The following is a 21017-nucleotide window of genomic DNA, read 5'->3' as shown; positions in this document are numbered from 1 at the left end:
GTGGTCGAGGCCTCAGCGGTCGCGCAGCTCGGCCGGCTCCGCGGGCTCGGCGGCGTCGGCCGCTTCGGGCACGTCCGCCGGCCACCGCAGCAGCGCGACCAGCACGGCCACCGCCAACACCAGGGCCAGGATCAGGCCGAGCGTGCCCGCGCCCACCCGGTCGACCCACCGCTGGATGCTCGCCGACCAGTCGGTCACCACCTTGACCGGTCCGTGGTCGCCACCCTTGCCACGGATCTCGACGATGCCGTACCAGGTGACGTACGCGCCGGCCACCACCAGCAGGCCCCCGGCGATTCGGTTGACGACGGGAAGGATGCGCCGCACGTGGTGCACCAGCGAGCGGCCCACGAGAGCGAGCGCCAGCGTCAGCACCATCAGCACCAGCGCCATGCCCAAGCCGTACGTCACGAAGTACGCCAAGCCCGACACGACGCTGTTGCCGAACGTGGTCGACAGCGTCGCGAAGAACACCGGCAACGTGCAGCCGATCGACGCGATCGCGTACGACACCCCGAACACGAACATCGACCCGAGGCCCTGCGTGCGCCCGCCGCGGTCGAGCCTCGGCATGGCCACGCGCAGCTCCCGTCCGGCCAGCAACAGCACGCCGCCGATCACCAGCCCGGCGCCGATCACCAGGCTGATCCAGGGGGCGACGTTGTAGACGCGGTGGCTGATCCATGCGAGCAGGGCGCCAGCCGCCGCGAACACCGCCATGAAGCCGAGTGAGACCGACCCGCCCACGACCAGTGCCCGCAGCGGTCCGCCGGGCGTGTCGTCGGTGGTGGCCTCGGCGCCGAGGAACCACGACAAGTAGGCGGGGAGCATGGCGAACCCGCACGGGTTCACCGTGGCCAACATCCCGCCGGCGAACGCCAGGGCGAACGGGGCGTCGATCACGGGCTCAGCCCGACGTCCTGATACCGAGATCGGCTTGCAGCAGGTCGCGCACTTCTGGGGCGGTGAGTGCACCGAGGTGCCCGTCGACCACGTCGCCGTTGCGGTCGACGATCAAGGTGGTCGGTAGCACTTGCGAGCCGACCGCGGCCACGAGCGACGCGCGCGGGTCGCGCACTTGCAGGTACGTCGCGCCGTAGCGCTCGAAGAAGCGGCGGCCGGTGTCGGCGGTGTCCGAGACGTTCACGCCGACGAACGTGACGCGCCCCTTCAGTTGGCGCGACACCCTGTCGAGCGCCGGCATCTCTCGCTTGCACGGCTCGCAGGTGCTGCTCCACACGTTGATCAGCATGGGCTTGCCCTCGGCCAAGGACCGGATGTCGACCTCGGTGCCGGTGGCATCGAAGCGCTTGACCTGCACCGACGGCAGCGGTCTACCGTGCAACGCCGCGTGGGCGCCCGACGCGTTCGACGAGCGGTCGTGGCGGCCGATCAGGTCGACGGCGAGCGCCACCGCGAGCGCTGCAACCACGAGCGCAGCGGCGACGATGGCCAGGCGACGGCCGGCGGGAAAGCGGATCGTGCGGGTCATGGCCGGTCGGACCAACGCTACTGCCGGCCCTGGCCGGCCCCACAGTCGACGGGTCAGGTGGTGGGGCCATCTCGCCCGGGCCCACCGTCGGGGCAGGTGGCGTGGCCGCCTCGCCCGGCCCCACCCGGTGGGGGAGTCCGGGTGGGGCCGGCGTGGTGGTGGCATCGTGCAGGCCGGGGCTCGCCTGTTGCGTCACCCGGGCTCGCTCGGCTGCCAGGTCGTGAACCGTGCCGGTGGCCGACGGTCCTCCGCGTTCCGGTGGCCGTGTCAGGCAGTGCGGAGGTGGCCGGCCAGGTGCTCGGGCACGGGGATCTCGGGGAGCTGGTCCTCGGGCCGTGCCACTTTCGGCGGGCGGCCCCGACGCCGCTTGCTGGCGAGGACCTTCCCGTTCAAGAACAGCTGCCCGCCCCACACGCCCCACGGCTCGCGCCGAGCGATCGCCCCTTCGAGGCAGGGCACCAACGCCTGGCACTCGGCGCACATGCGCTTGGCCTTGGCGATGTCCTGGAGCTCCTCGGAGAAGAACAGGCCGGCGAAGGCGCCACCACCGTCGCGGCAGCGTGCGTCGCCCCACCAGGCCTCCGGCTCGGCGGGTTGCAGCGGCTCGAGGATGAGTTCTTCGTTGGACTCGGCGTACATGGGAGGTTCCTTCTCGTCGGAACTGCGCTGGGGTTGTCGTGGGTGGATGGGTCGTGGTCGGGGTCTCAGCTGGGGTTGGTCGGCAGAAAAACACAACGGCCGCCGGGCGAACCCGGCGGCCTCGTGGAGGTCCTGCGAAGTGAGGTTGGTGCCCTCACGTTCCTCCAGGGGGTCGCCGGGTGGCGAGATCGGTGCCGTCGATCGTGTTCACCGGGGCCTGGCTGAGCCCAGTGGTGGTGCAGTCGACGGCGGTGGCCTTTCGCCACATGGCCTTGGCCGGGGTGGCGTAAGGAGCCGGGGAGTGTCCGGCAGCCGCGGACGGACGCACCACTGCCACTGCGCCGGCAAACGCCAGGTGCGCCGTGTGCGAGGGATGCGTGGTCATGGCCGCTATGGGACCACGATCACGAGCCCCGCGTCAAAGGATTTCTCGAAATCTTCCGGTTTCGCGCCGCGTGGGCACCGGGCGCTGGGCAGTTCGGCCGCAAACCCCGTCGTGGTGTGAGCACTTGACCACCGTGGAGGTGGCTGAGTGCTCACAGCAGCGGGGGGCGGGTGGGCGCCCTGGATCGGGGGGCGGGTTGGTCAGGCGGTGCGGTAGATGAGGCGGCCGGCGACCTCGTCGCGCTCGGCGTCGCCGATCAGGCGGAGGTGCTCGAGGTGGGCCCAGGTCTCGCTCTCGGCCATCGGACCCCACGAGCGGGGTTGGAACAGCTCGTGCGACAGCCCGGTGACGTCGCTCGGCCCGAGGCCGTCGATTGCCTTGCGCAGCTTGTCGAGCCGCTCCTCGTGGTGGCGACGGATGGCGTCGGCGCGGCCGCCGAGGTCGGTGAAGGGGTGGCCGTGGGCCGGCAGCACGTGGTTGACGCCGTCGAGCGTGTGCATCCGCTCGAGCGACTGGAAGAACCGCAGCAGCGGGTCGCGCCCCATGCCCACCCCGCCGATGTGCGGGGTGATGGTGGGCAGTACGTGGTCGCCCGACAACAGGACGCCTTCGGTGGGGTCGAACAGGCACAGGTGGTCGCTGGTGTGGCCGGGCGTGTGGACCGCAACCCACTCGCGTCCGCCCAGCTTGATCGTCTCGGCGTCGGTGAGGCGGACCGTGGGCGTGGGTGCCCGCCACCAGTTGCGGCCGAGCAGCTTGCCGACCCTCGCCTTGACCCGAACCCGCCGCGGCGGGCGGGGCCGCTCGCCACCCCACGGCGCCTGGCGCCGATCGGGGTCGGCTAGCGACCCGTCGGCGTTGGTGGGCGCGTCGATCAGCTCCTCGCCGTCCTGGCCGGCGTCCCACCACAGCCGGAAGCTCTCGTGGGTGACGATGTCGGCGCCGGTGTCCTTGGCCAGCTGGGGCGCACCCCCGAAGTGGTCGTGGTGCGAGTGGGTGACGATGACGGTGTGCACGCGCTCGAGCGGGAACCCCGCTGCTTCGACGCGTGCCTTGAGCGTCTGGTACGGCTTGGGCCCTGGAAGACCGGGATCGACGAGCGCCACCCCTCGCTCGTCCTCGATGGCGTAGCAGTTGACGTGGCCGAGGCCGGGGAGCTCGATGGGGAGCTGGAGGCGGAGCACGCCGGGCGCCACCTCGGTGATCTCGTCGGTCGCCTTCTCCTGCTCCTGCCGCCGTGGTCGCTCCGTTGCCATCGGAGCGATCGTACTTGACCGTTCGGTCAATCCCTCATCCGGACGCGGCGCCGCGGTCGGGCCCGTCGCCGCCGGCCTGCCCGTTGCCGGCCACGAACACGTGCTCGCGCCACCACCGCAGCTCGTCGATGCTCTCGCGGATGTCGTCGAGCGCACGGTGCGCGCCTGCCTTGTGCGGCATGGTGTCGGCCAGCGACGGATACCAGCGCTTCGCCAACTCCTTGATGGTCGACACGTCGACGGAGCGGTAGTGGAGGAACTCCTCGATCTCGGGCAGGTAGGCCGCGAGGAAGCGGCGGTCGGTGCCGATCGAGTTGCCGCACAGCGGGACGGTGCGGGCCTCGGGGATGTGCTCCTGGAGGAACTCCAGCGTCTGGCGGCCGGCGTCGGCCAGGTCGATCGCCGACGCGCCGATCGCCTCGAGCAGCCCCGACCGCGTGTGCATCTCGACGACGACCTTGTCCATCTCGGCCAACGCTGCAGCGGGTTGGTGCACGACGAGGTCGGGACCTTCGGCGACGATCTCGAGCTGGTCGTCGGTGACGATCGTGGCGATCTCGACGATCCGGTGCCGGGCCGGGTCGAGCCCGGTCATCTCGAGGTCCATCCAGGCGAGCATGGCGGCAGGTTAGGTCGTGGCGGGGCGGGCCCGACCTGCGGCCATCATCGTTCAGCGGGCGGTCAGCCGTGACAGCCCTTGAATCCGCCGGGCTAGTGGTCCGTCTGTGAAATAGGTTGGGTGGTTACTTCCTGGGCCGGAGGCCGACCGCTTGGTCGCGGTAGCGCGCTGGATCGCCATCGCCTGCGTAGCCTTGGCGGTCTGGTTCGCAGGTGTTGCGATCGTTGACGGCGACGATCTCGGCACGGTCGTCGGCGTGACGTTCAACCTTCTGTTCTGGGTGACCGTGCTCACGTCGGTCGTGCGATGGGTGAGGCGACGACGCAGATGGCGCGGCTCCCCCTGATGCCGACGGGTGGGCCGCCGCCCTGCGCACGGCATGCAGGGCCTCGGCCCTGCTTCTGGACCCACGGGCTATGGCTTGCCGGGCCTCTGCTGCCATTGCGGGGATGCACCACTAGCGTCGGTGCCGTGACGGAAGCCGCCGGACCGTTCGCCGCGACGATCCTCGTGCGGCAGCTCGACCCCGACCTTCCGCTGCCCGCGCACGCGCACGACGGTGACGCGGGGGCCGATCTGGTCGCCCGGGAGGATGCGTACCTCGAGCCGGGCGGCGGGCGGGCGTTGGTCCCGACCGGGATCGCGATCGCGCTCCCCGAGGGCACGGCCGGGTTCGTGCAACCCCGCAGCGGGCTGGCGCTGCGCCACGGGGTCACGGTGCTCAACAGCCCGGGCCTCATCGACGCCGGCTACCGCGACGAGCTGCGGGTCGTGCTGGTGAACACCGACCCCTCCGAGGGCTACCAGATCCGGCGCGGTGACCGCATCGCCCAACTGGTGGTGCACGCCGTGGCCCGGTGCCACTTCGACGTGGTCGACGAGCTGCCGGACTCGGCGCGGGGCCTCGGCGGGTTCGGCCACACCGGCCGCTGAACCCTCCGGCGCTGGCCCGCCCGGACCGCTACGACTCGAGGAAGTCCTCGGGGTCGATGTCAGCCCGCTCTTTCATCAACGCCAAGCTCTTGGTGAGCAGGCGCGACACGTGCATCTGGGAGATGCCGAGGCGCTCGGCGATCTCGCTCTGGGTCATGCCCTCCCAGAACCGCAGGCGGATCATCAGCTGCTCGCGCTTGGGGAGGCTGTCGAGCAGATCGCCGAGCAGGTGGCGCTGCTCGGCCAGCTCCATGTTGGTGTCGTCGCGGCCGAGCACGTTGTGGAGGGTGCGGGACTCGTCGCCGCCGATCCGCGCATCGATCGACGCCGAGCGGTAGGCCTGGCTGGCGTCCATCGCCTCGAGGATCTCCTCCTCGGTGCTGCCGGTGGCGCGGGCGAGCTCGGCGACGGTGGGGGTGCGGCCGAGCTGCTGGCTGAGGCGCGCGATCACCGCGTTCATCTCGATGTGCAGCTCTTGGATGCGCCGCGGCACGCGCACGGACCACCCCTTGTCGCGGAAGTGGCGCTTCAGCTCGCCCATGATCGTGGGCGTCGCGAACGTCGAGAACTCGAGGCCCCGGCTTGCGTCGAACCGGTCGACAGCGTTCACCAGGCCCAGCGACGCCACTTGCACCAGATCGTCGAGCGGGATGCCCCGGTTGGAGAAGCGACGTGCGAGGTGGCGGGCGAGTCGGAGGTGCGCGGCGATGAGCTCGTCGCGGACCTTCGGGTCGCGGGTGCGCGCGTATTCGGCGAAAAGGACCCGTTGATGTGCCCGCTCGTGGTCTTCGAGCGGCATCTCAGTCCTCGACGTGGCGCTTCTGGAGTTGCACCGAAGTGCCGTCGTCGCCGCGCCGGAAGGCGTCGACCACTGCGGCCAGGATCTGCTCGGACAGGTCCGGGTCGGAGTCGTCGCCTCCTGGTGTGGCCTCGCCGCCGTGGCGGGTGGCGGTGAGCTCGACCACGTCGTCGTCGAGCTCGAACACGAACTCGACCGTTCCGGTGGGCTCGGGGCCGAACAGCAGCGAGCAGACCTCGCCGAGCGCGATGCGCAGGTCCTCGACCTCGTCGTACGTGAAGCTCGCCCGGGCTGCCAGGCCCGCCGCGGTGAGCCGCGCGATGCGGGCGTACTCGGGGACGGCCGGCAGGGTGAGTCGGACCTCGTCTCGTGACACGCGGGACCTCACGGGTGTGGGAGGGGCTGGTCGAGTCTGGCACACCCGCCCGAACGGCCGACCGGGCCGGCGACCCGCGCGACGCCCGGCCGCTGCGGTGCGCGCCCAGGCGCTGTTGCGCTCCGAAGACGGCTCAACTCAGCTCGAACCAGACCGTCTTGCCGGGCGCCGGCGGCGTGTGGAGGTCGACGCCCCATGCCGCGGCGAGGGCCGCCACCATGGCGAGGCCCCGGCCACTCTCGTCGTCGCCGCTCGGCCAGATCGGGGTGGGCGGCGCGACCGGCTCGGCCGAATCGTCGTCGTCGACCTCGATGCGGATCCGCCCTGGCCGGCTCAGCACCACGCGGACCTCGATTGGGGTGTGGGCGTGCACGATGGCGTTGGTGACCAGCTCGCTGGTGAGCAGCGCCGCGGTGGCCTCCAAGTGGCTGCACCGCAAGTCGGTGAGCGCCGCGGTGACGAACTGCCGCGCCGCGCGCGCGTTGGCGGGCACAGGCGGCAGTTGCGTTCGGAACACGTTCGCCGCCTGCCCCACTGGACGCTCGCGCAAACGCCGCGTCAGGCCGGGAGCGGGCCGGGCTGGTAGCCGAGCGGGAAGAAGTGGTGGTGGTCGCAGCCGGTGACCTCGAAGACTGCGGTGCCTTCGCGGCCGTCGTCGGCCGTCACCGCCATGAGGTGCTGGCCGCCGCCGTGGAACGGCGTGTAGCGGGCCCCCCAAGTGCCGCGCGCGGAGATCTCGATCTGCTGGCCGCCCGCCAGCGTGAACACCACCCGGCCGCCCAGACCGGTCACCGACTCGCCCTGGCCGTCCCACGTGGTGGGCTGGCCGCCGCCGTCGAGCCACGAGATCGAGTGGCGCACGTCGATCACCGGGATCGGGTCGCTGCGATCGGCCGGTGCCCAGCAACCGTCGGTGAAGATCCGGGCGCCGTTGCGGTCCTCCCAGTGCCAGGCGCCGAGCATGCCGTCAGGGAGCTGGATCGCGAACCACATCCACAGCGGCGCACGGCCGTGGTCTCGCACGCCCCACGAGTGGTCGCGCTGGCCAACCCACCCGGCGACGGTCTGGTACACGCCGCCGAAGCGGTACTCGCCGGACCACACGCCGCTCTGGATCATGTGTGACTGGTCCCAGATCAACAGCCCGTTGTCATCGAGCAGTCGTCCCCGCCGCAACCCGTAGGGCTCGGTGCGGGCCCGAAACGTGAGGTCAGCTTGCAGCCCGTTGGCGCCGTCGATCTGCAAGCGGATCCGTTCGAACGGCTCCTCGATCGTGACGCGGACGGGGCCGGCCACCGGTGTCTGCGGGTCGAGGCCCCACTCGCGCCGGGCGTGCGCGAACAGCGGCTGGTCGCCGATCCGGCCGAGCACCACAGCGTCCATCGCCTGGCGTTGCGGGTAGCAGCCGAACCCGACGGCCACCATGTCGCTGTCGGGGCTCGGACCGTGGGCTTCGAAGAAGTACGACTCGCGCCAGTGCGGGTGCTCGATGCCGACGGTCGTGATCGGCTCGGGGATCTGGTGGGCGAGGAGCTCGTCGAGCGGGGTCAGTCGGCGCACAGCCGGACGGTAGCGCCGCCACCGGCCGAGGCGATGACCGGACCGGCCGTTGGCCCGGGCTCGCTCACAGCCCGCTGAGCGGCGCGGCCGGGTCGGGCGACTGGCCCTTCGCCAAGTCGTCGGCGAGGCCGTCGGCGAGCGTCCGCCGGATCTCGGGGTCGCCGACCAGGCGGATCGAGCTACCAGCCATGCCGGTCCACAGCAGACCCGTCAGGTACTCGACGAGGCGCTCGCGGGGCATCGTGGGGTGCGCGACCCAGTGGTCACCCGCCACGTGCACCATCCCGACGATCGAATAGGCCCAGATCTCGGCGGCACCCGAGTCGGCGCCGATCGTGCGCAGCGTCTCGCCGATCACGGTGGCGAGCAGCGCGGCCACCTGGTCGACCAAACCCTGCAATGTGCCCCCGCCGACCGGCGTCTGCTGGATGATGAACCGGTAGAGGTCGGGGTCTTGTTCGATCGTGCCGATGTAGCCGTCGATGGCGGTGCGGGTGGCTTCGCGGACGTCGCTGCCAGCGGGCAGGCCGGCGCGGAGGCGGGCCACGAGCGTGTCGCCGAACCGTTCGGTGAGCGCTTGCAGCAGACCCTCCCGGTCGCCGAAGTGGCGGTACAGGATCGGCTTGGTGACCCCGCCCTCCGCGGCGATCGCCTCCATCGAGATGTTGGAGCCGTCGCGGCGGATGGCGACCAGAGCGGCGTCGAGCAGGCCGGAGCGGCGCTCGGCGCGGGCTTCGGCCCGGGTCTGGTCGGGTGTGCGGCGGGGCTTGGGATGGTGCTTGCGGGTCACGGTTCGAGGCTCGGGTCGAGGGACGCTCCGGCAGGTGCTGCGGCCGTGGCGTGCTGGCGCACCCAGGTGTGCAAGGCGATGCCCGACGCCACCCCTGCGTTGATCGAGCGGGTCGAACCGTACATGGTGATCGAACACACGGCCGAGCACGCGGCACGGGCCGCCGCCGACAGCCCCGGCCCTTCCTGGCCGAACAGCAAGATGCACCGCTCGGGTAGCACCACCTGCTCGATCGGGCGGGAGCCGGCGACGTTGTCGATGCCGACCACCGCCAGTCCCTCGTGGTGAGCGAAGTCCACCAGACCTTCGATCGTGGGGTGGTGGGCGACGTGCTGGTAGCGGTCGGTCACCATCGCGCCGCGCCGGTTCCAACGGCGCTTGCCCACGATGTGGACAGCAGCCGCGCCGAACGCGTTGGCGTTGCGAACCACGGTGCCGATGTTGAGGTCGTGGTGCCAGTTCTCGATCGCCACGTGGAACGGGTGACGGCGGGCGTCGAGATCGGCCACGATCGCCTCGACCCGCCAGTAGCGGAACCGGTCGACCACGTTGCGCCGGTCACCGTTGGCCAGCAGTTCGGGGTCGAGCCGCGGGTCGTCCGGCCACGGGCGCGGGTGCGGGCCCACTCCGACCTCGCGGTCCTCGCCGCCGGCTGGTCGCTGCTGGTCCACGTCAGACAGCGTACGAGAGCCCTTGGTCCGCACCCCCGTGTGGCGCCGCGCATCGGCGCACTTCGCCTGCAAAGCAGGAGGATCGGGGCATATCGTCGTAGATCGTGAACATGTCGCGAAACGTGAAAGTCGGACGCATCCCGCGACGGACGGTGTCCATCGCCGCGCTGGTGGTGGTCCTCGTGGCCACCGTGGCGCTTCCGGCAGCCGCGGAACGGGCCACCGGGCGCCGCACGCCCGAGGGTCACCTCGTCGCGCTCCACGGGTTGGTCGTGCCCGGCCTCCGATCGCTGACCGACCTCGGCGCCGCGCCCGCGGGCACCAAGCTCGACTTGGCGGTGGCCGTGTCGGGCGCCAACCCGGCGGGTGAGGCGGCGGCGTACCGGGCGATCTACACGGCCGGGGGCTCCAGCTATCACCGCTACCTCACGCCCACCCAGATCGCCGACCGCTTCGGCGCGCCCGCGGCGCGCTGGACCGCCACTCGCAAGTGGCTCGAGGCGGCAGGCCTGCGCGTCACGTACTCGTCGCCGCTGCGCGACCTGATCGGGGTCAGCGGCACCGTGCGCCAGGTCCAGTCGCGCTTCGGCGTGCGGCTCCACACGTTCCGCTCGGGCGCGACCACGTTCCTCGCCAACACGGCGGCGCCCCGCGTGCCGTCGCAGCTCGGCATCTCGTCGGTGCTCGGGCTCAACACCTTGCAGCAGTCGATCACCACCCACGAGCGGGCGCAGCGTGCCCGTCAGCGCGCCGCCGCCCGGCGTGCCACCTCCGCGCTCGGGCCGGTGGCGAACCTGCTCGACGCCAACATCGACGAGCAGACGCCGCAAGACCTCTGGGGCGCGTACCAGATGCCGAGCGGCAACATCGGCGGCGGCCAGACCGTCGCGGTGTTCGGCGCCGGCGCCACCGGCCAGGTGATCCTCGACCTGCACCGCTTCGAGACCGAGTTCCACCTGCCCACCCAGACGCCCGTGACCGTGCACCACATCGGCAGCGGCTCATTCGGCGACACGTCCGGCTTGGCCGAGTGGAACATCGACACCCAGGCCGCCGCCGGCATGGCGCCCGGGCTGTCGCGGATCGACTTGTACTTCGCGCCCGACCTCAGCGACGCCCACGTCGCACAGCTCTTCGACACCTGGGCAGCCGACGCCGGGGCACCGCGACAGGCCAACGCCTCGTTCGGTGAGTGCGAGCAGTCGTTGCCCGGCAATGTGATCGACGGCCTGTTGGGCAAGATCCTGAATGACCCGTCGGTCATGTCGCTCGGCGCCGGCACCGGCCTGATCAACGAGCTGCAGCCCGTCGCTGACGCCACGCTCCGCAAGGCCACGTTGCAGGGCAAGACGCTGTTCGCCGCGTCGGGCGACGCCGGCTCGTCGTGCCCGATCGTGTACCTGCCGGTGGTCGGCGCGGGCAACGGCGTGGCCAACCAAGCCGTGCCGTTCACGCTGTATCCCGCCAGCAGCCCGTACGTGACCGCAGTCGGCGGCACCGTCTTGTACACCACGACCACCACGCCGCCACAGCGCGCGCTCGAGTACGGCTGGACCTTCGGGGGCGGCGGCGACACGTTGTTCATCGATCAGCCCGCGTACCAGGCAGGTGTGTCGGGGGTGAACCTGCCCTGCCTCGGCACCAGCGACGGCAAGCTGACCAACACCGCCAAGCCGTGCCGCGGCATCCCCGACATCGCCGCGCTCTCCGGTGACGCGCTCACGAACTACTACCCGATCGTCAGCGACGGCTCCGACTCCTCGGGCGGCGGCACGTCGCTGTCGTCGCCGCTGTGGGTCGGCATGTGGGCCCGGGCGCAAGCCGCGTCGACCGACACGGGTGGGCTCGGCTTCGCGAACGAGACGATCTATCGCCTCGGCAAGGCCCACCAGCAGCGCGACTTCTTCGACGTCACCACCGGGCTGCTCGGCCTGCCGGTGGTCGGCAACGGCTTGTACACCACCCACGCCGGGTGGGACTACGTCACCGGCTGGGGCTCGCCGAACCTCACCCGCTTCATCGCCGACGCCGTCGCTCCCTGACCTCCGTCCGGCCTTCGGGATCGTGACGGGCGCGCAGTAGCTTCGGCGCGTGGCCAGGGTCCCGACGATGCCGGCGGAGGTGCGGTGATCACGTTGGTGTTGGGCGGGACGAGGTCCGGGAAGTCGGCCGTGGCCGAAGGCATCGCGCGCGACCTCACGAACGCCACCGGCGCCGCCGTCACGTACGTCGCCACCGGCATCGCCACCGACGACGCCATGGCTGCCCGCATCGCCGCGCACCGAGCCCGGCGACCCGTCGGGTGGGCCACCCTCGAGATCGTCGACACCGCGCTGATGGCACCGATGCTGTCGTCGCTCGGCGGCGTCGCGCTCCTCGACAGCCTCGGCACCTGGGTGGCGGCCGCGCCGGACCTGCAGGTCGACGCAGCTGGGCTGGTCGACGCGCTGCGCTCGCGGGCAGGCGACGCGGTGGTCGTGTCGGAGGAAGTCGGGCTGTCGGTGCACCCCGGATCGCAGGCGGGCCGGCAGTTCGTCGACGCGCTCGGCGACCTCAACCAGGCGGTGGCGGCAGCCGCCGACCGGGTGCTGCTGGTGGTCGCCGGCCGCACCATCGAGGTCTGATGCGAAAGGCGCTCGGGTTCCTCACCTTGTTCGGTGGCGCGTCGATCCCCGACGGCCGCACCATGCGGTGGTTCCCCGCGGTGGGCGCCGCGATCGGCGCGCTCGTGGGCGTGGTCTGGTGGGGCGCGGGCAAGGGGTGGACCAGCCCGTTGGTGCCGGCTGCGCTGGCGGTCGTGGCTGATCTCGGCCTCACCGGGATGCTGCACCTCGACGGTCTGGCCGACACGGCCGACGGCCTGCTTCCGCACCTGCCGCGGCGTCGACGGCTCGAGGTCATGGACGCGCCGGACCTCGGCGCGTTCGGCGTCGCCACGGCGGTCGTCGTGCTCGTCGCCCGGTTCGCGGCGTTCTCGTCGATCCGACCGGACATCGCGCTGGTGGCGGGCATCTGGTGCGCCTCGCGATCGGTGATGGTGCTCGGCCCGGTGCTGGTGCCGTACGCCCGGGCCGAAGGCGGGCTCGCGTCGGTGTTCCTCGGTGACGGGCCCCTGCCCCTGGCCGTGACCGGGATCGTCGGAGTGGTCGCGGGCGGCGCGCTGGCAGCCTGGGGTGCGGGGGTGGCGGGTGTGGTGGCGGTGGCCGGGGTCGTGCTGGCGGCAGCGGCGCTGTACGCCTTGGCCAACGTCCGCCTTGGTGGTTTCACCGGCGATGTCCTCGGAGCCGCCGGGGTGCTCGGCGAGACCGTCGCGCTCGTGCTGGCCACTGCCAAGTGGTGAGGTCCGCGATCAAGGTGCACGGACTCCGCGCCGGCTGCGCAGGGGCGGCGCTCGCGATCGTGGTCGACCGCTCCGTCGGCGACCCACCCGACGCGTGGCACCCGGTTGCGTGGTTCGGCACCGCGATGAGCCGCGTCGAGCGGTGGACCTGGCGCGACGCGCGGGCCGCGGGCGTCGTGCACCTCGCGATCGGGGTCGGCATCGCCGCGGCGGCAGGCGTGGCGTTGGCGCGCGCCGGCTCGCGCTCCGGCCTGGGGCGGGTGGCGCTCGCGTTCGTGCCGGCGCTGGTGGCGACCGGCGGCGGCGGGCTCGACCGCGCGGCCCGGCGTGTCGGCGACGCGCTGGCCGTCGGCGATCTCGGCTCGGCCCGGCAGCAGCTGCCGTGGCTGGTGGGCCGTGACCCGTCGGGCCTCGACGAAGGAGAAGTGGCGCGGGCCGCGGTGGAGTCGGTGGCCGAGAACACGGTTGACGCAGTGGTCGCGCCGGCCTGGTGGGCGGCGGTCGCGGGACCCTGCGGGGTGCTCGTGTACCGGGCGGCCAACACGCTCGACGCGATGGTCGGGCACCACTCACCGCGCTACGAGCGCTTTGGATGGGCGGCGGCCAAGCTCGACGACGCGGCCAACGTGGTGCCCGCCCGCGTCGCCGCTGCGCTCGTCGCAGCCGTCCGGCCCCACCGTGCCCGCGCGGTGTGGCGCGCGGTTCGTCGCGACGCGCCGAACCATCCGTCCCCGAGCGCGGGCGTGGTCGAAGCGGCCTTCGCCGCCGCGTTGGGCGTGCGCCTCGGTGGGACCAACGACTACGGCGACCGGCGGGAAGTGCGCGCTTCGCTGGGCGACGGATCTGCGGCGCGGGTGGCCGACATCGCCCGCGCCTGCCGGTTGGCTCGCGACGTCGACCTGGCGCTCGCCGCCGTGCTCCTCGCCCCGGTCGTCGCCCCGACGGTCGCGGCCGCCGAGCGACGCGTGCGGCGGGCGTCGCCGCGCCGGGGGGTCGCCCGATGACCGCCGCACCACGTTCGGGTGGCGTCGGCGGCCGCGCGCCGGACCCTCGCGTGCACGGCGGCGACGGCGCCCGCATCGCGGCCTCGCTCGGGCTCGACCCGGGCGACGTGCTCGACTTGTCGGCCAGCCTCAACCCGGTGGCACCCGACCCGTCGGCGGTCGTCGCCCGCCACCTCGACGCGCTCGGCCGGTATCCCGACCCCGCCGCTGCCGCCGCCGCGCTGGCCGGCGTCATGGCCGTGCCGGTCGACGAAGTGCTGTTGACCAACGGTGGCGCCGAGGCGATCTCGCTGGTGGCTGCCGAACTCGGCGGGTCGGTCATCGAGCCCGACTTCTCGCTGTACCCCCGCGGCGGCGGACCGGTGTGGCGGTCGAACCCCAACAACCCGCTCGGCGAGCTCGCACCGGCGGACGCGGAAGCAGGCGTGTGGGATGAAGCGTTCTGGCCGCTGGCGACCGGCTCGTGGACGCGCGGCGACCACCGCCGGGGCGCAGTGGTGGTGGGCTCGCTCACGAAGCTCCTGGCGTGCCCTGGCTTGCGGGTCGGTTACGTGCTGTCGGGCGATGCCGACCTCCTGGGCCGGTTGCGGGCCGCGCAACCGGAGTGGTCGGTCAACGGGCTGGTGTGCTCGGCGCTGCCGGAACTGCTGGCACCGGTCGACTTGGCGGCCTGGCGCGACCACGTGGTCGACCTGCGCGCTGGGCTCGCCGATCTGTTCCGAGGTGCGGGCTTCACCGTGCGCGACACCGCGGGGCCGTGGGTGCTGGTCGACGGGGCCAGCTGGCTGCGCGACGCGCTGATCGCGCAACGCGTGGTGACCCGCGACTGCACCAGCTTCGGGATGCCGGGCACACTTCGGGTCGCCGTGCCGCGGCCCACCGACTTGCCAAACCTGCGCGCCGCGCTCGCCGCCGCAACCGCCGAGAGGTGACCTCCATGCCATCGCCCGACTCTCCTTTCGAGCAGGCGCGTGCCGCCGTGCGCCCGCTCGACGAAGCCGCTCGCGCCGCCGCCGTGGCTCGCCAGGACCAGCTCACCAAACCGCCCGGTTCGCTCGGTCGGCTCGAGTCGCTCTCGGCCCAGCTCGCCGCCATCGCCGGTACGTGCCCGCCTCCGGTGCCGGAACCCGCGGCGGTGGCCGTGTTCGCCGGTGACCACGGCGTGCTCGCAAAGGGGGTGTCGCCGTGGCCGCAGGAGGTCACCGCGCAGATGGTGGCCAACTTCTGCGCCGGAGGCGCGGCCATCAACGTGCTGGCCCGCCAAGCCGGTGCCGCCCTCACGGTCGTCGACGTGGGAGTTGCCACCGACGTTCCCGAAATCCCTGGTGTTGCGCGGGAGCTTCCGGCGGGCAGCCTCGCGGCAGGCCCGGTGTTCCTCGACCGTCGGGTGCGGCCCGGCACCGACGACCTGTCGGTGCGCCCGGCCATGACGGTCGACGAGGCACGTGCCGCGCTCGACGTCGGCGCGGAAGTGGCGGCGGCGCTCGTGGCCGGGGGCGCGCGCTTGTTGGTGACGGGCGACATGGGCATCGCCAACACCACCGCCTCGGCGGCGCTGGTCGCCTCTCTCACGGGCCGCGGCGCGGCCGAGGTCACCGGCCGTGGCACGGGCATCGACGACGAGACGCTCGATCGCAAGACCGCCGTGGTCGCGGCCGCGGTGGCCCGTGTGGGCTCGTCGACCGATCCGTTGGTCGTCCTCGCCGAGCTCGGCGGGTTGGAGCACGCCGCGCTGGCCGGCTTCATCCTGGGCGGGGTCGCAGCCCGCGTGCCGGTGGTCGTCGACGGCGTGATCGCCCTCAGCGCCCTGCTCGTGGCCGACGCGCTCGCGCCCGGCGTGGCTGCGGCGGTCATCGCCGGTCACCGCTCGGTGGAGCCCGGCGCGTCGGCGGCCCTCGACCACCTCGGCGTCGAGCCGCTGCTCGACCTCGGGTTGCGCCTCGGCGAGGGGTCGGGCGCGGCGCTGGCCGTACCGCTCGTCGTGGCGGCGGCGCGGATCCTCGGGGAGATGGCGACCTTCGGCGACGCGGGCGTCAGCGAGGCCTGATCGGCAGCTGGCTGCCGGGCGCGGCAGGCGACCCGGTCCCGGACGGGCGGGTCGGACCGCGCGTAAGTTGGCGGTGGTTCGGCTCGGCGGTGGTTCGGCTCGGCGCTGGGACGGGCGAGGCCGCCGCGTGGCGACGCGACGCGAAGGAGCGGAGGTGTCTATGTCTCGGATCCTGAAAGTGGTCGTGCCGTCGATCGCCGTGCTGGGGTTGCTCGTGGTGGCAGCCGGGTGCAGTTCGAGCTCAAAGAAGAACACGACCACCACCACCTCGACCTCGGCATCGTCGGCCGGCTCGTCGTCGACCTCCCCGGGGGGTTCGTCGACCACCGGGTCCGGCGGCAGCTCGACCACCAGCGGGAGCACGAGCCCCGGAGGCTCGAACCGGTGTGACGTGTCGTCGTTGAGCGCGGCGCTCGGTCCGCCACCCGATGGCCAACCCGGCGCCGGGCACCTCGCCGCGCAGATCACGTTCACCAACACATCGGCCAAGAGCTGCACGGTGTACGGCTACCCGGGTCTCGGCCTGCTCGACACGTCGGGCCACGCGCTGGCCGTGTCGACCGACCGCGGTGGCTACCTGGCGAGCGTCGACCCTGGGCCGCACCACTTGACCGTGCCGGCCTCGGGCACGGCCACGTCGCTGATCTCGTGGACCGACGTGTCGCCGTCGTGCCTGACCGGTGGCACGAAGTTGCAGATCACCCCGCCGGACTCGACTCAGCAGCTCACGGTTGCGTGGGGCGGCGGGCCGGTGTGCGACGGCGGCCGGGTGTCGGTCACCGCGTTCAAGCTCGGCTGAACGACAGCGCGAACTCGAGGGTGCCGTCGTTGCCGACGCTGGCGGGCCCGCCGCTCGGGTTGTCGATGTTGTAGTCGGCGAAGGTGACGGGGATCTGGCCCTGCACCTGGATGCCGCCGGACACCCGCCGGGCGTTCACCGTGAACGTCACGGTCTTGGTGGTGCCGTGCAGCGTGAGCTTCCCGGTGGCCTTCTCGTGGACTTCCGTGCCGATCGCGGGCACCGACGGCAGCGTGATCGGCGACGTCAACTCGAACGTGGCGGTGGGGAACTGGTCGACCTCCATGATGCGCCCGCGGAACTGGCCGTCGCGCTGCGACCGGTCGCTGGTGACATCGGCCATCTGCACAGTGAACGAGGCGTTGGTGACAGCCGTGCCGTCGATCGTGAGGTTGCCCGTGACCGACGTCGTGCGCCCAGTGGCGGTCGTCGACTGACCGAACAGGGTCTCCTTCACCCGGTAGCCCACCTGGGAGCCCGACGCGATCTTCCACGTCCCGGCGATGCCGTCGCTGCTGCTGGCCACGGTGCTGGTGCTGCCACCGCTCGGTGCCGTGGTCGACGAGTCGGCCTGCGCCGGGACGGTCGGCGCGTCGTTCAAGGTGAGCTCCGGGTCGCCTTTGCCCTGGATCAACTTGATGATGCCGATGGCGCCGACGATCAGGACCACGACCACGACGGCGGCTCCGACCAACCACCGGCCTCGATGGTCGCGGAAAGACGTGCGGAGGGCCATGGGTTGCTCCTGTGGCTGGCGGCGGTCGCCGATGGGCGGTTTCGTGGCAGGTACGGCCGGGCGGCCCTGATGGATTGGGGCCGCCCGACGCAACAGGATCGCATGACCTGCTGGACGAGTCCTCGGGGCGACCTGGGAGCTGCCTGGACGCGGTGTCTTCGAGCTGCGGCGGGCCGGCGCTTCGGCACGGCCGTCAGGCGCGCAGCGTGGTCAGCAGGGGTTGGAGCAGGCGGCGGACCGACTGGCGGGCGGCGACCGGGTCGTCGAGGGGCACCACGCTGTCGCGGGTCAAGATGAACGACAGACCGAGGCGGGCCGCGGCTTCGCCGACTTCCTCGGCCAGCCGTGGGTCGATGGCCGGGTCGAACGCCCGCACTTGCGAGGCCAACGACGTGCGGGCGATCGCCAGCAGCGGCCCGGCGTCGGTGGTCAGGAACGGTAGGAACGTGGCCGGGTCGCTGTGCAGCAGCTGGTCGACGACCGAGCCGTTCAGTGCCCGGAGCCCCACCACTGCGGCGGCCACGACCTTGTCCTCGATGCTGGTCTCGGCCTCGACTGCGCCGGCGATCGCCGCCAGGGTCTGGTGGAGCTCGCGGGCCAGCACGGCGTGGACCAGGTCGTCGCGGTTGGCGAACGAGCGGTACACCGTGGTGCGACCGAGGTGCGCGGCGTCGGCCACGTCGGCCATGGTCCAGCGGTGCAGGCCGTAGCGCCGCAGGAGCTGCTCCCCCGCATCGAGCACGACGTTCGAGGTGGCGTCGTGGTGGCCCGCAGCGCCGACCGCCGCCAGCACGGAGCCCAGCTGGATGTCAGGTCGGCGCCGGCTCATGCCGCGGAGCGGCGGCGCAGCGGGCTGGTCGATCCGCGCCGGCCGACCCCTTCGCGGCGCCAGCCCGCCTTCGCACGCGGCTGCCACCGCAGATGCCACGGCACCAGCGGCCAGCCGCGGGCGATGGCGGTCTCCAGCGCGCGCAGCTCGACCTGGTCGGCGCGGGTCCACGGGATGTCAAACCGTTCCCGCACGATCGGTGGCAGGCCCCCGAAGCCGGTGATCCGCACTCCCGGCTGGAGCAGCTTGCGGGTGGTGCGCGTGTTGACCACCGGCATGGTCCATGCGGGCAGGTTGGGGAGCGGGATGCGAACCTTCGGGATGCGGTCGGCGAGGATCGTGGCGATCAGCCAGTCCGACGCCGGGTTGGGTTGGAGGACCTCGGCGCAGTAGTGGTCCCAGACCTCTTGGAAGGCCGCACGGTTCGGCGGCACCGGGCGCTCGCTCACGCCATAGCGTCGATACCAGGCCACGCCTTCTGCGTAGAGGCGGTCGCGCTCGCCGTTGGTGAGCTGGTGGCGATCGAAGCGGTCGATCACCTGCTCCACCATGAACTGGAACGTGGCGTGGGCCCACCAGAACGTGTCGGGCTGGAGGGCGTGGTACGACTCGCCGCTCGGATGCACGCCCTTGATGTCGCGGTGCGCGTCGCGCACGGAACGGCCGGTGGGCGCGTCGGGCGCGTCGTACACGGTGCCGAGGATCTCCGGCAGCGACCGGAACACGCGGTCGGCGGGGTCGTCGAAGAAGTCGGAGTGGTCGATCAACGCCTGGCCGATGGCGGGGTGCATGGTCTGCAACAGCCCGATGGTGCCGGCCATGAACGCGATCCTGGTGTCGCCCGCCCAGCGCCACAGCAGCGAATCGGGTCCGAGCTCCGGGTGTGGCGCCGCGCCGGGGGCCGCGGTTGCATCCGTGGGTTGGTACATAAGCACAGATTATGTACCACTGCTCGCCATGGCAAGGTTCCCGGTGATTCGGCCGTCAGCGGCGTCGTCTGCCAGGTCACGTTCGGGTGGCGGCGGAGGTGTTCCCTCCGGCGGCGGTCAGCCGGCCTGGCCCGGCCTTGGTCAGCCGGTGCGGCCTTGGTCAGCTGGTGCGGCCTTGGTCAGCTGGTGCGGCCTTGGCCCGGCCTTGGTCAGGTGGCCCGGCGGCGGTCAGGTGGCCCGGCGGCGGTCAGGTGGTCCGGCCTTGGTCAGGTGGTCCGGCCTTGGTCAGCTGGTGCGGCCTTGGTCAGCTGGTGCGGCCTTGGTCAGCTGGTGCGGCCTTGGTCAGATGGTGCGGCCTTGATCAGCCGGCCCGGCCGTAGTCGTCCTCGAGGCGCTCGATGTCGTCCTCGCCGAAGTACGTGCCGTGCTGCACCTCGACGAACACCATCGTGTCGTCGCCCGGGTTGGCGATGCGGTGGGCCGCGCCGCGGGGGATGTCGACCGCTTCGCCGGCCACCAAGTGGTGGGGAGCGCCATCGAGGGTGACGTCGGCCTCGCCGCACACGATGAACCAGTGCTCGGCCCGTTGCTGGTGGCGCTGGTAGCTGAGCCGTTTGCCAGGCAGCACCTCGATGCGCTTCACCTTGTGGGTGGGCGTGTCGTCCAAGACGGTGTAGGAGCCCCAGGGACGCTCGTCGTGCTCTGCGGTCACCGGCCAAGTGTGGCGCGTGCCGCCCCGCGGGGCAGGGACCGCCGCCGTCGTTGACAACGCGGCGGCCCGCCAGCAAAGCTCAGGTCCCTCGCGTTGACCAAGTCGCTGGGGGCAGGCGGAGATGACCGACACGAAGGCGACGACCGTCGCCCCACCCGACCTCGACGGGTCCTACGACCTCGACGCCGCGGTCATCGCCGGCTTCGCCGCCAACGGCCACGCGATGGTGCCGGGCCTGTGCTCGCCCGGGGAAGCGGCGGCCTACCACCCGCTGATCGAGACGGCCGCCATCGAGCACGCCCGCAACAAGGAACAGATCGGTCCCGAGGGCAGCCTCGACCGGGCGTTCCTCCAGTCGTTCAACCTCTGGCGGGTCGACGAGCGCATCGCCCGGTTCGTGCTCGCCCGCCGGTTCGCCGAGGTCGCCGCCAAGTTGCTCGGCGTGGAGCGGGTGCGGCTCTATCACGACCAGGCGCTGTGCAAGGGGCCGGGCGGCGGCCGCACCCCGTGGCACCAGGACCACTACTACTGGCCGCTCGACACCGACCGCATGATCACGATGTGGATGCCGATGATCGACCTCGACCCCGAGGTCGGCTCTATGACGTTCGCCTCGGGCAGCCACCTGCTCGGCGACCTCCGCGGCAAGGCCATCAGCAAGGAAGGCGACGTCGAGTTCGCGGCACTCCTCGAGCAGCAGGGCATCCCGACGCACACGTACGGCGCGCTGCACGCCGGCGACGCCACCTTCCACGGCGGGTGGACGCTGCACTCGGCGGGCCGCAACCACACCGACCAGCTCCGCACCGTGATGACCGTCATCTACTACGCCGACGGCGCCCTCGTGGCCGACGAGCTCACCCCCGCGCAGGATCTCGACCGTCGCATCTGGCTCGGCGACCGCCCGCCCGGCGCCCCCGCCGACCACGAGGACAACATCCTGCTCTGACCGCGCCGCCGCCGCCGTCGGACCAGCCCCTCGGCCCACCCCGGCCGCCCGCCCCCTCGTGCTGACCGCCCCGGCGTGACCTGGCAACCCCCTCGTGCTGTGAGCACTCAGCCACCGTGGGGGTGGTCGAGTGCTCACAGCGGGGTCTTGCG

The 21017-nt window shown here is 72.2% G+C and carries 25 protein-coding genes; 9 read left to right on the top strand and 16 right to left on the bottom strand.

The annotated features are described in order from the left end of the window. Positions 1 to 12: 12 nt before the first annotated feature. The 6 genes from VHA73_12960 to orn form a co-directional block, all read right to left on the bottom strand. On the bottom strand, positions 13 to 903 hold the full coding sequence (locus VHA73_12960) for a cytochrome c biogenesis CcdA family protein (GenBank protein HVX18936.1): 891 nt from the start codon (positions 901 to 903) through the stop codon (positions 13 to 15). Between the two features lie 4 nt (positions 904 to 907). Next, a complete protein-coding gene (locus VHA73_12955; GenBank protein ID HVX18935.1) occupies positions 908 to 1492 on the bottom strand; it encodes a TlpA disulfide reductase family protein in 585 nt (194 codons plus the stop codon). Between the two features lie 267 nt (positions 1493 to 1759). Further along, entirely contained in the window at positions 1760 to 2131 is a 372-nt protein-coding gene (locus tag VHA73_12950) for a WhiB family transcriptional regulator (protein ID HVX18934.1), read from the bottom strand. 154 nt (positions 2132 to 2285) lie between these two features. Continuing rightward, entirely contained in the window at positions 2286 to 2516 is a 231-nt protein-coding gene (locus VHA73_12945) for a hypothetical protein (GenBank protein HVX18933.1), read from the bottom strand. Positions 2517 to 2716: 200 nt separating this feature from the next. Then, a complete protein-coding gene (locus VHA73_12940) occupies positions 2717 to 3772 on the bottom strand; it encodes an MBL fold metallo-hydrolase (GenBank protein HVX18932.1) in 1056 nt (351 codons plus the stop codon). Positions 3773 to 3806: 34 nt separating this feature from the next. Continuing rightward, positions 3807 to 4391 carry an oligoribonuclease gene (gene orn, locus VHA73_12935; GenBank protein ID HVX18931.1) on the bottom strand — a complete coding sequence of 195 codons (585 nt, stop codon included), beginning with the start codon at positions 4389 to 4391 and terminating at the stop codon, positions 3807 to 3809. Positions 4392 to 4862: 471 nt separating this feature from the next. Here orn and dut point away from each other — a divergent pair, with 471 nt between their 5' ends. Beyond that, positions 4863 to 5324, top strand: a complete 462-nt coding sequence (gene dut, locus VHA73_12930) for a dUTP diphosphatase (GenBank protein HVX18930.1) — start codon at positions 4863 to 4865, stop codon at positions 5322 to 5324. Positions 5325 to 5352: 28 nt separating this feature from the next. Here dut and VHA73_12925 read toward each other — a convergent pair whose 3' ends face one another. From VHA73_12925 to VHA73_12900, 6 genes are all read right to left on the bottom strand, one after another. Further along, positions 5353 to 6123, bottom strand: coding sequence for a SigB/SigF/SigG family RNA polymerase sigma factor (locus VHA73_12925; GenBank protein ID HVX18929.1), 771 nt, complete (start codon positions 6121 to 6123; stop codon positions 5353 to 5355). 1 nt (position 6124) lies between these two features. Further along, on the bottom strand, positions 6125 to 6499 hold the full coding sequence (locus VHA73_12920; GenBank protein ID HVX18928.1) for a hypothetical protein: 375 nt from the start codon (positions 6497 to 6499) through the stop codon (positions 6125 to 6127). 133 nt (positions 6500 to 6632) lie between these two features. After that, positions 6633 to 7016, bottom strand: coding sequence for an ATP-binding protein (locus tag VHA73_12915; protein HVX18927.1), 384 nt, complete (start codon positions 7014 to 7016; stop codon positions 6633 to 6635). 41 nt (positions 7017 to 7057) lie between these two features. After that, positions 7058 to 8059: a hypothetical protein gene (locus tag VHA73_12910; protein ID HVX18926.1), complete on the bottom strand. Its 1002-nt coding sequence runs from the start codon at positions 8057 to 8059 to the stop codon at positions 7058 to 7060. 64 nt (positions 8060 to 8123) lie between these two features. After that, entirely contained in the window at positions 8124 to 8849 is a 726-nt protein-coding gene (locus tag VHA73_12905; protein ID HVX18925.1) for a TetR/AcrR family transcriptional regulator, read from the bottom strand. Then, a complete protein-coding gene (locus tag VHA73_12900) occupies positions 8846 to 9520 on the bottom strand; it encodes a TrmH family RNA methyltransferase (protein ID HVX18924.1) in 675 nt (224 codons plus the stop codon). Before VHA73_12900 ends, VHA73_12905 begins: the two co-directional genes overlap by 4 nt. 110 nt (positions 9521 to 9630) lie before the next feature. Here VHA73_12900 and VHA73_12895 point away from each other — a divergent pair, with 110 nt between their 5' ends. From VHA73_12895 to VHA73_12865, 7 genes are all read left to right on the top strand, one after another. Further along, complete coding sequence (locus VHA73_12895) at positions 9631 to 11562, top strand: S53 family peptidase (GenBank protein ID HVX18923.1); 1932 nt, start codon at positions 9631 to 9633, stop codon at positions 11560 to 11562. Positions 11563 to 11646: 84 nt separating this feature from the next. Continuing rightward, on the top strand, positions 11647 to 12144 hold the full coding sequence (locus tag VHA73_12890) for a bifunctional adenosylcobinamide kinase/adenosylcobinamide-phosphate guanylyltransferase (GenBank protein HVX18922.1): 498 nt from the start codon (positions 11647 to 11649) through the stop codon (positions 12142 to 12144). After that, the gene (locus VHA73_12885) at positions 12144 to 12860 is read left to right on the top strand and encodes an adenosylcobinamide-GDP ribazoletransferase (protein ID HVX18921.1); all 717 of its coding nucleotides are present in this window, start codon (positions 12144 to 12146) and stop codon (positions 12858 to 12860) included. Before VHA73_12890 ends, VHA73_12885 begins: the two co-directional genes overlap by 1 nt. Before the next feature lie 14 nt (positions 12861 to 12874). Then, the gene (cbiB, locus tag VHA73_12880) at positions 12875 to 13864 is read left to right on the top strand and encodes an adenosylcobinamide-phosphate synthase CbiB (protein HVX18920.1); all 990 of its coding nucleotides are present in this window, start codon (positions 12875 to 12877) and stop codon (positions 13862 to 13864) included. Next, positions 13861 to 14796: an aminotransferase class I/II-fold pyridoxal phosphate-dependent enzyme gene (locus VHA73_12875; GenBank protein HVX18919.1), complete on the top strand. Its 936-nt coding sequence runs from the start codon at positions 13861 to 13863 to the stop codon at positions 14794 to 14796. The genes cbiB and VHA73_12875 overlap by 4 nt, the downstream gene beginning before the upstream one ends. A gap of 5 nt (positions 14797 to 14801) precedes the next feature. After that, entirely contained in the window at positions 14802 to 15911 is a 1110-nt protein-coding gene (gene cobT, locus VHA73_12870; protein ID HVX18918.1) for a nicotinate-nucleotide--dimethylbenzimidazole phosphoribosyltransferase, read from the top strand. 160 nt (positions 15912 to 16071) lie between these two features. Beyond that, positions 16072 to 16710 (top strand): DUF4232 domain-containing protein, encoded by a 639-nt coding sequence (locus tag VHA73_12865; protein ID HVX18917.1) that lies wholly within the window; start codon positions 16072 to 16074, stop codon positions 16708 to 16710. On the opposite strand, the gene VHA73_12860 is transcribed toward VHA73_12865, so the two are convergent. From VHA73_12860 to VHA73_12845, 4 genes are all read right to left on the bottom strand, one after another. Next, the gene (locus tag VHA73_12860) at positions 16697 to 17446 is read right to left on the bottom strand and encodes a YceI family protein (protein ID HVX18916.1); all 750 of its coding nucleotides are present in this window, start codon (positions 17444 to 17446) and stop codon (positions 16697 to 16699) included. The genes VHA73_12865 and VHA73_12860 overlap by 14 nt on opposite strands. A gap of 193 nt (positions 17447 to 17639) precedes the next feature. Next, on the bottom strand, positions 17640 to 18275 hold the full coding sequence (locus tag VHA73_12855) for a TetR/AcrR family transcriptional regulator (protein ID HVX18915.1): 636 nt from the start codon (positions 18273 to 18275) through the stop codon (positions 17640 to 17642). Next, positions 18272 to 19204 carry an oxygenase MpaB family protein gene (locus tag VHA73_12850; protein HVX18914.1) on the bottom strand — a complete coding sequence of 311 codons (933 nt, stop codon included), beginning with the start codon at positions 19202 to 19204 and terminating at the stop codon, positions 18272 to 18274. Before VHA73_12850 ends, VHA73_12855 begins: the two co-directional genes overlap by 4 nt. Before the next feature lie 361 nt (positions 19205 to 19565). Beyond that, complete coding sequence (locus VHA73_12845; protein HVX18913.1) at positions 19566 to 19916, bottom strand: phosphomannose isomerase type II C-terminal cupin domain; 351 nt, start codon at positions 19914 to 19916, stop codon at positions 19566 to 19568. A gap of 121 nt (positions 19917 to 20037) precedes the next feature. On the opposite strand from VHA73_12845, the gene VHA73_12840 reads away from it, so the two are divergent. Then, positions 20038 to 20865 (top strand): phytanoyl-CoA dioxygenase family protein, encoded by an 828-nt coding sequence (locus tag VHA73_12840; GenBank protein HVX18912.1) that lies wholly within the window; start codon positions 20038 to 20040, stop codon positions 20863 to 20865. Positions 20866 to 21017 lie beyond the last annotated feature (152 nt).

Source organism: Acidimicrobiales bacterium (genome assembly GCA_035547835.1).
GTDB lineage: Bacteria > Actinomycetota > Acidimicrobiia > Acidimicrobiales > Iamiaceae > DASZTW01.
Note: the sequence above shows the minus strand (reverse complement) of the source record. Positions and strands in the feature narration are given on the sequence as shown.

Bases quoted from the DNA above. Each gene is read 5' to 3' on its own strand.
- VHA73_12955 (HVX18935.1), bottom strand. From the start codon at position 1,492: ATGACCCGCACGATCCGCTTTCCCGCCGGCCGTCGCCTGGCCATCGTC.
- VHA73_12950 (HVX18934.1), bottom strand. From the start codon at position 2,131: ATGTACGCCGAGTCCAACGAAGAACTCATCCTCGAGCCGCTGCAACCC.
- VHA73_12945 (HVX18933.1), bottom strand. From the start codon at position 2,516: ATGACCACGCATCCCTCGCACACGGCGCACCTGGCGTTTGCCGGCGCA.
- VHA73_12940 (HVX18932.1), bottom strand. From the start codon at position 3,772: ATGGCAACGGAGCGACCACGGCGGCAGGAGCAGGAGAAGGCGACCGAC.
- orn (HVX18931.1), bottom strand. From the start codon at position 4,391: ATGCTCGCCTGGATGGACCTCGAGATGACCGGGCTCGACCCGGCCCGG.
- VHA73_12925 (HVX18929.1), bottom strand. From the start codon at position 6,123: ATGCCGCTCGAAGACCACGAGCGGGCACATCAACGGGTCCTTTTCGCC.
- VHA73_12895 (HVX18923.1), top strand. From the start codon at position 9,631: ATGTCGCGAAACGTGAAAGTCGGACGCATCCCGCGACGGACGGTGTCC.
- VHA73_12885 (HVX18921.1), top strand. From the start codon at position 12,144: ATGCGAAAGGCGCTCGGGTTCCTCACCTTGTTCGGTGGCGCGTCGATC.
- VHA73_12875 (HVX18919.1), top strand. From the start codon at position 13,861: ATGACCGCCGCACCACGTTCGGGTGGCGTCGGCGGCCGCGCGCCGGAC.
- cobT (HVX18918.1), top strand. From the start codon at position 14,802: ATGCCATCGCCCGACTCTCCTTTCGAGCAGGCGCGTGCCGCCGTGCGC.
- VHA73_12865 (HVX18917.1), top strand. From the start codon at position 16,072: ATGTCTCGGATCCTGAAAGTGGTCGTGCCGTCGATCGCCGTGCTGGGG.
- VHA73_12860 (HVX18916.1), bottom strand. From the start codon at position 17,446: ATGGCCCTCCGCACGTCTTTCCGCGACCATCGAGGCCGGTGGTTGGTC.
- VHA73_12855 (HVX18915.1), bottom strand. From the start codon at position 18,275: ATGAGCCGGCGCCGACCTGACATCCAGCTGGGCTCCGTGCTGGCGGCG.
- VHA73_12850 (HVX18914.1), bottom strand. From the start codon at position 19,204: ATGTACCAACCCACGGATGCAACCGCGGCCCCCGGCGCGGCGCCACAC.
- VHA73_12840 (HVX18912.1), top strand. From the start codon at position 20,038: ATGACCGACACGAAGGCGACGACCGTCGCCCCACCCGACCTCGACGGG.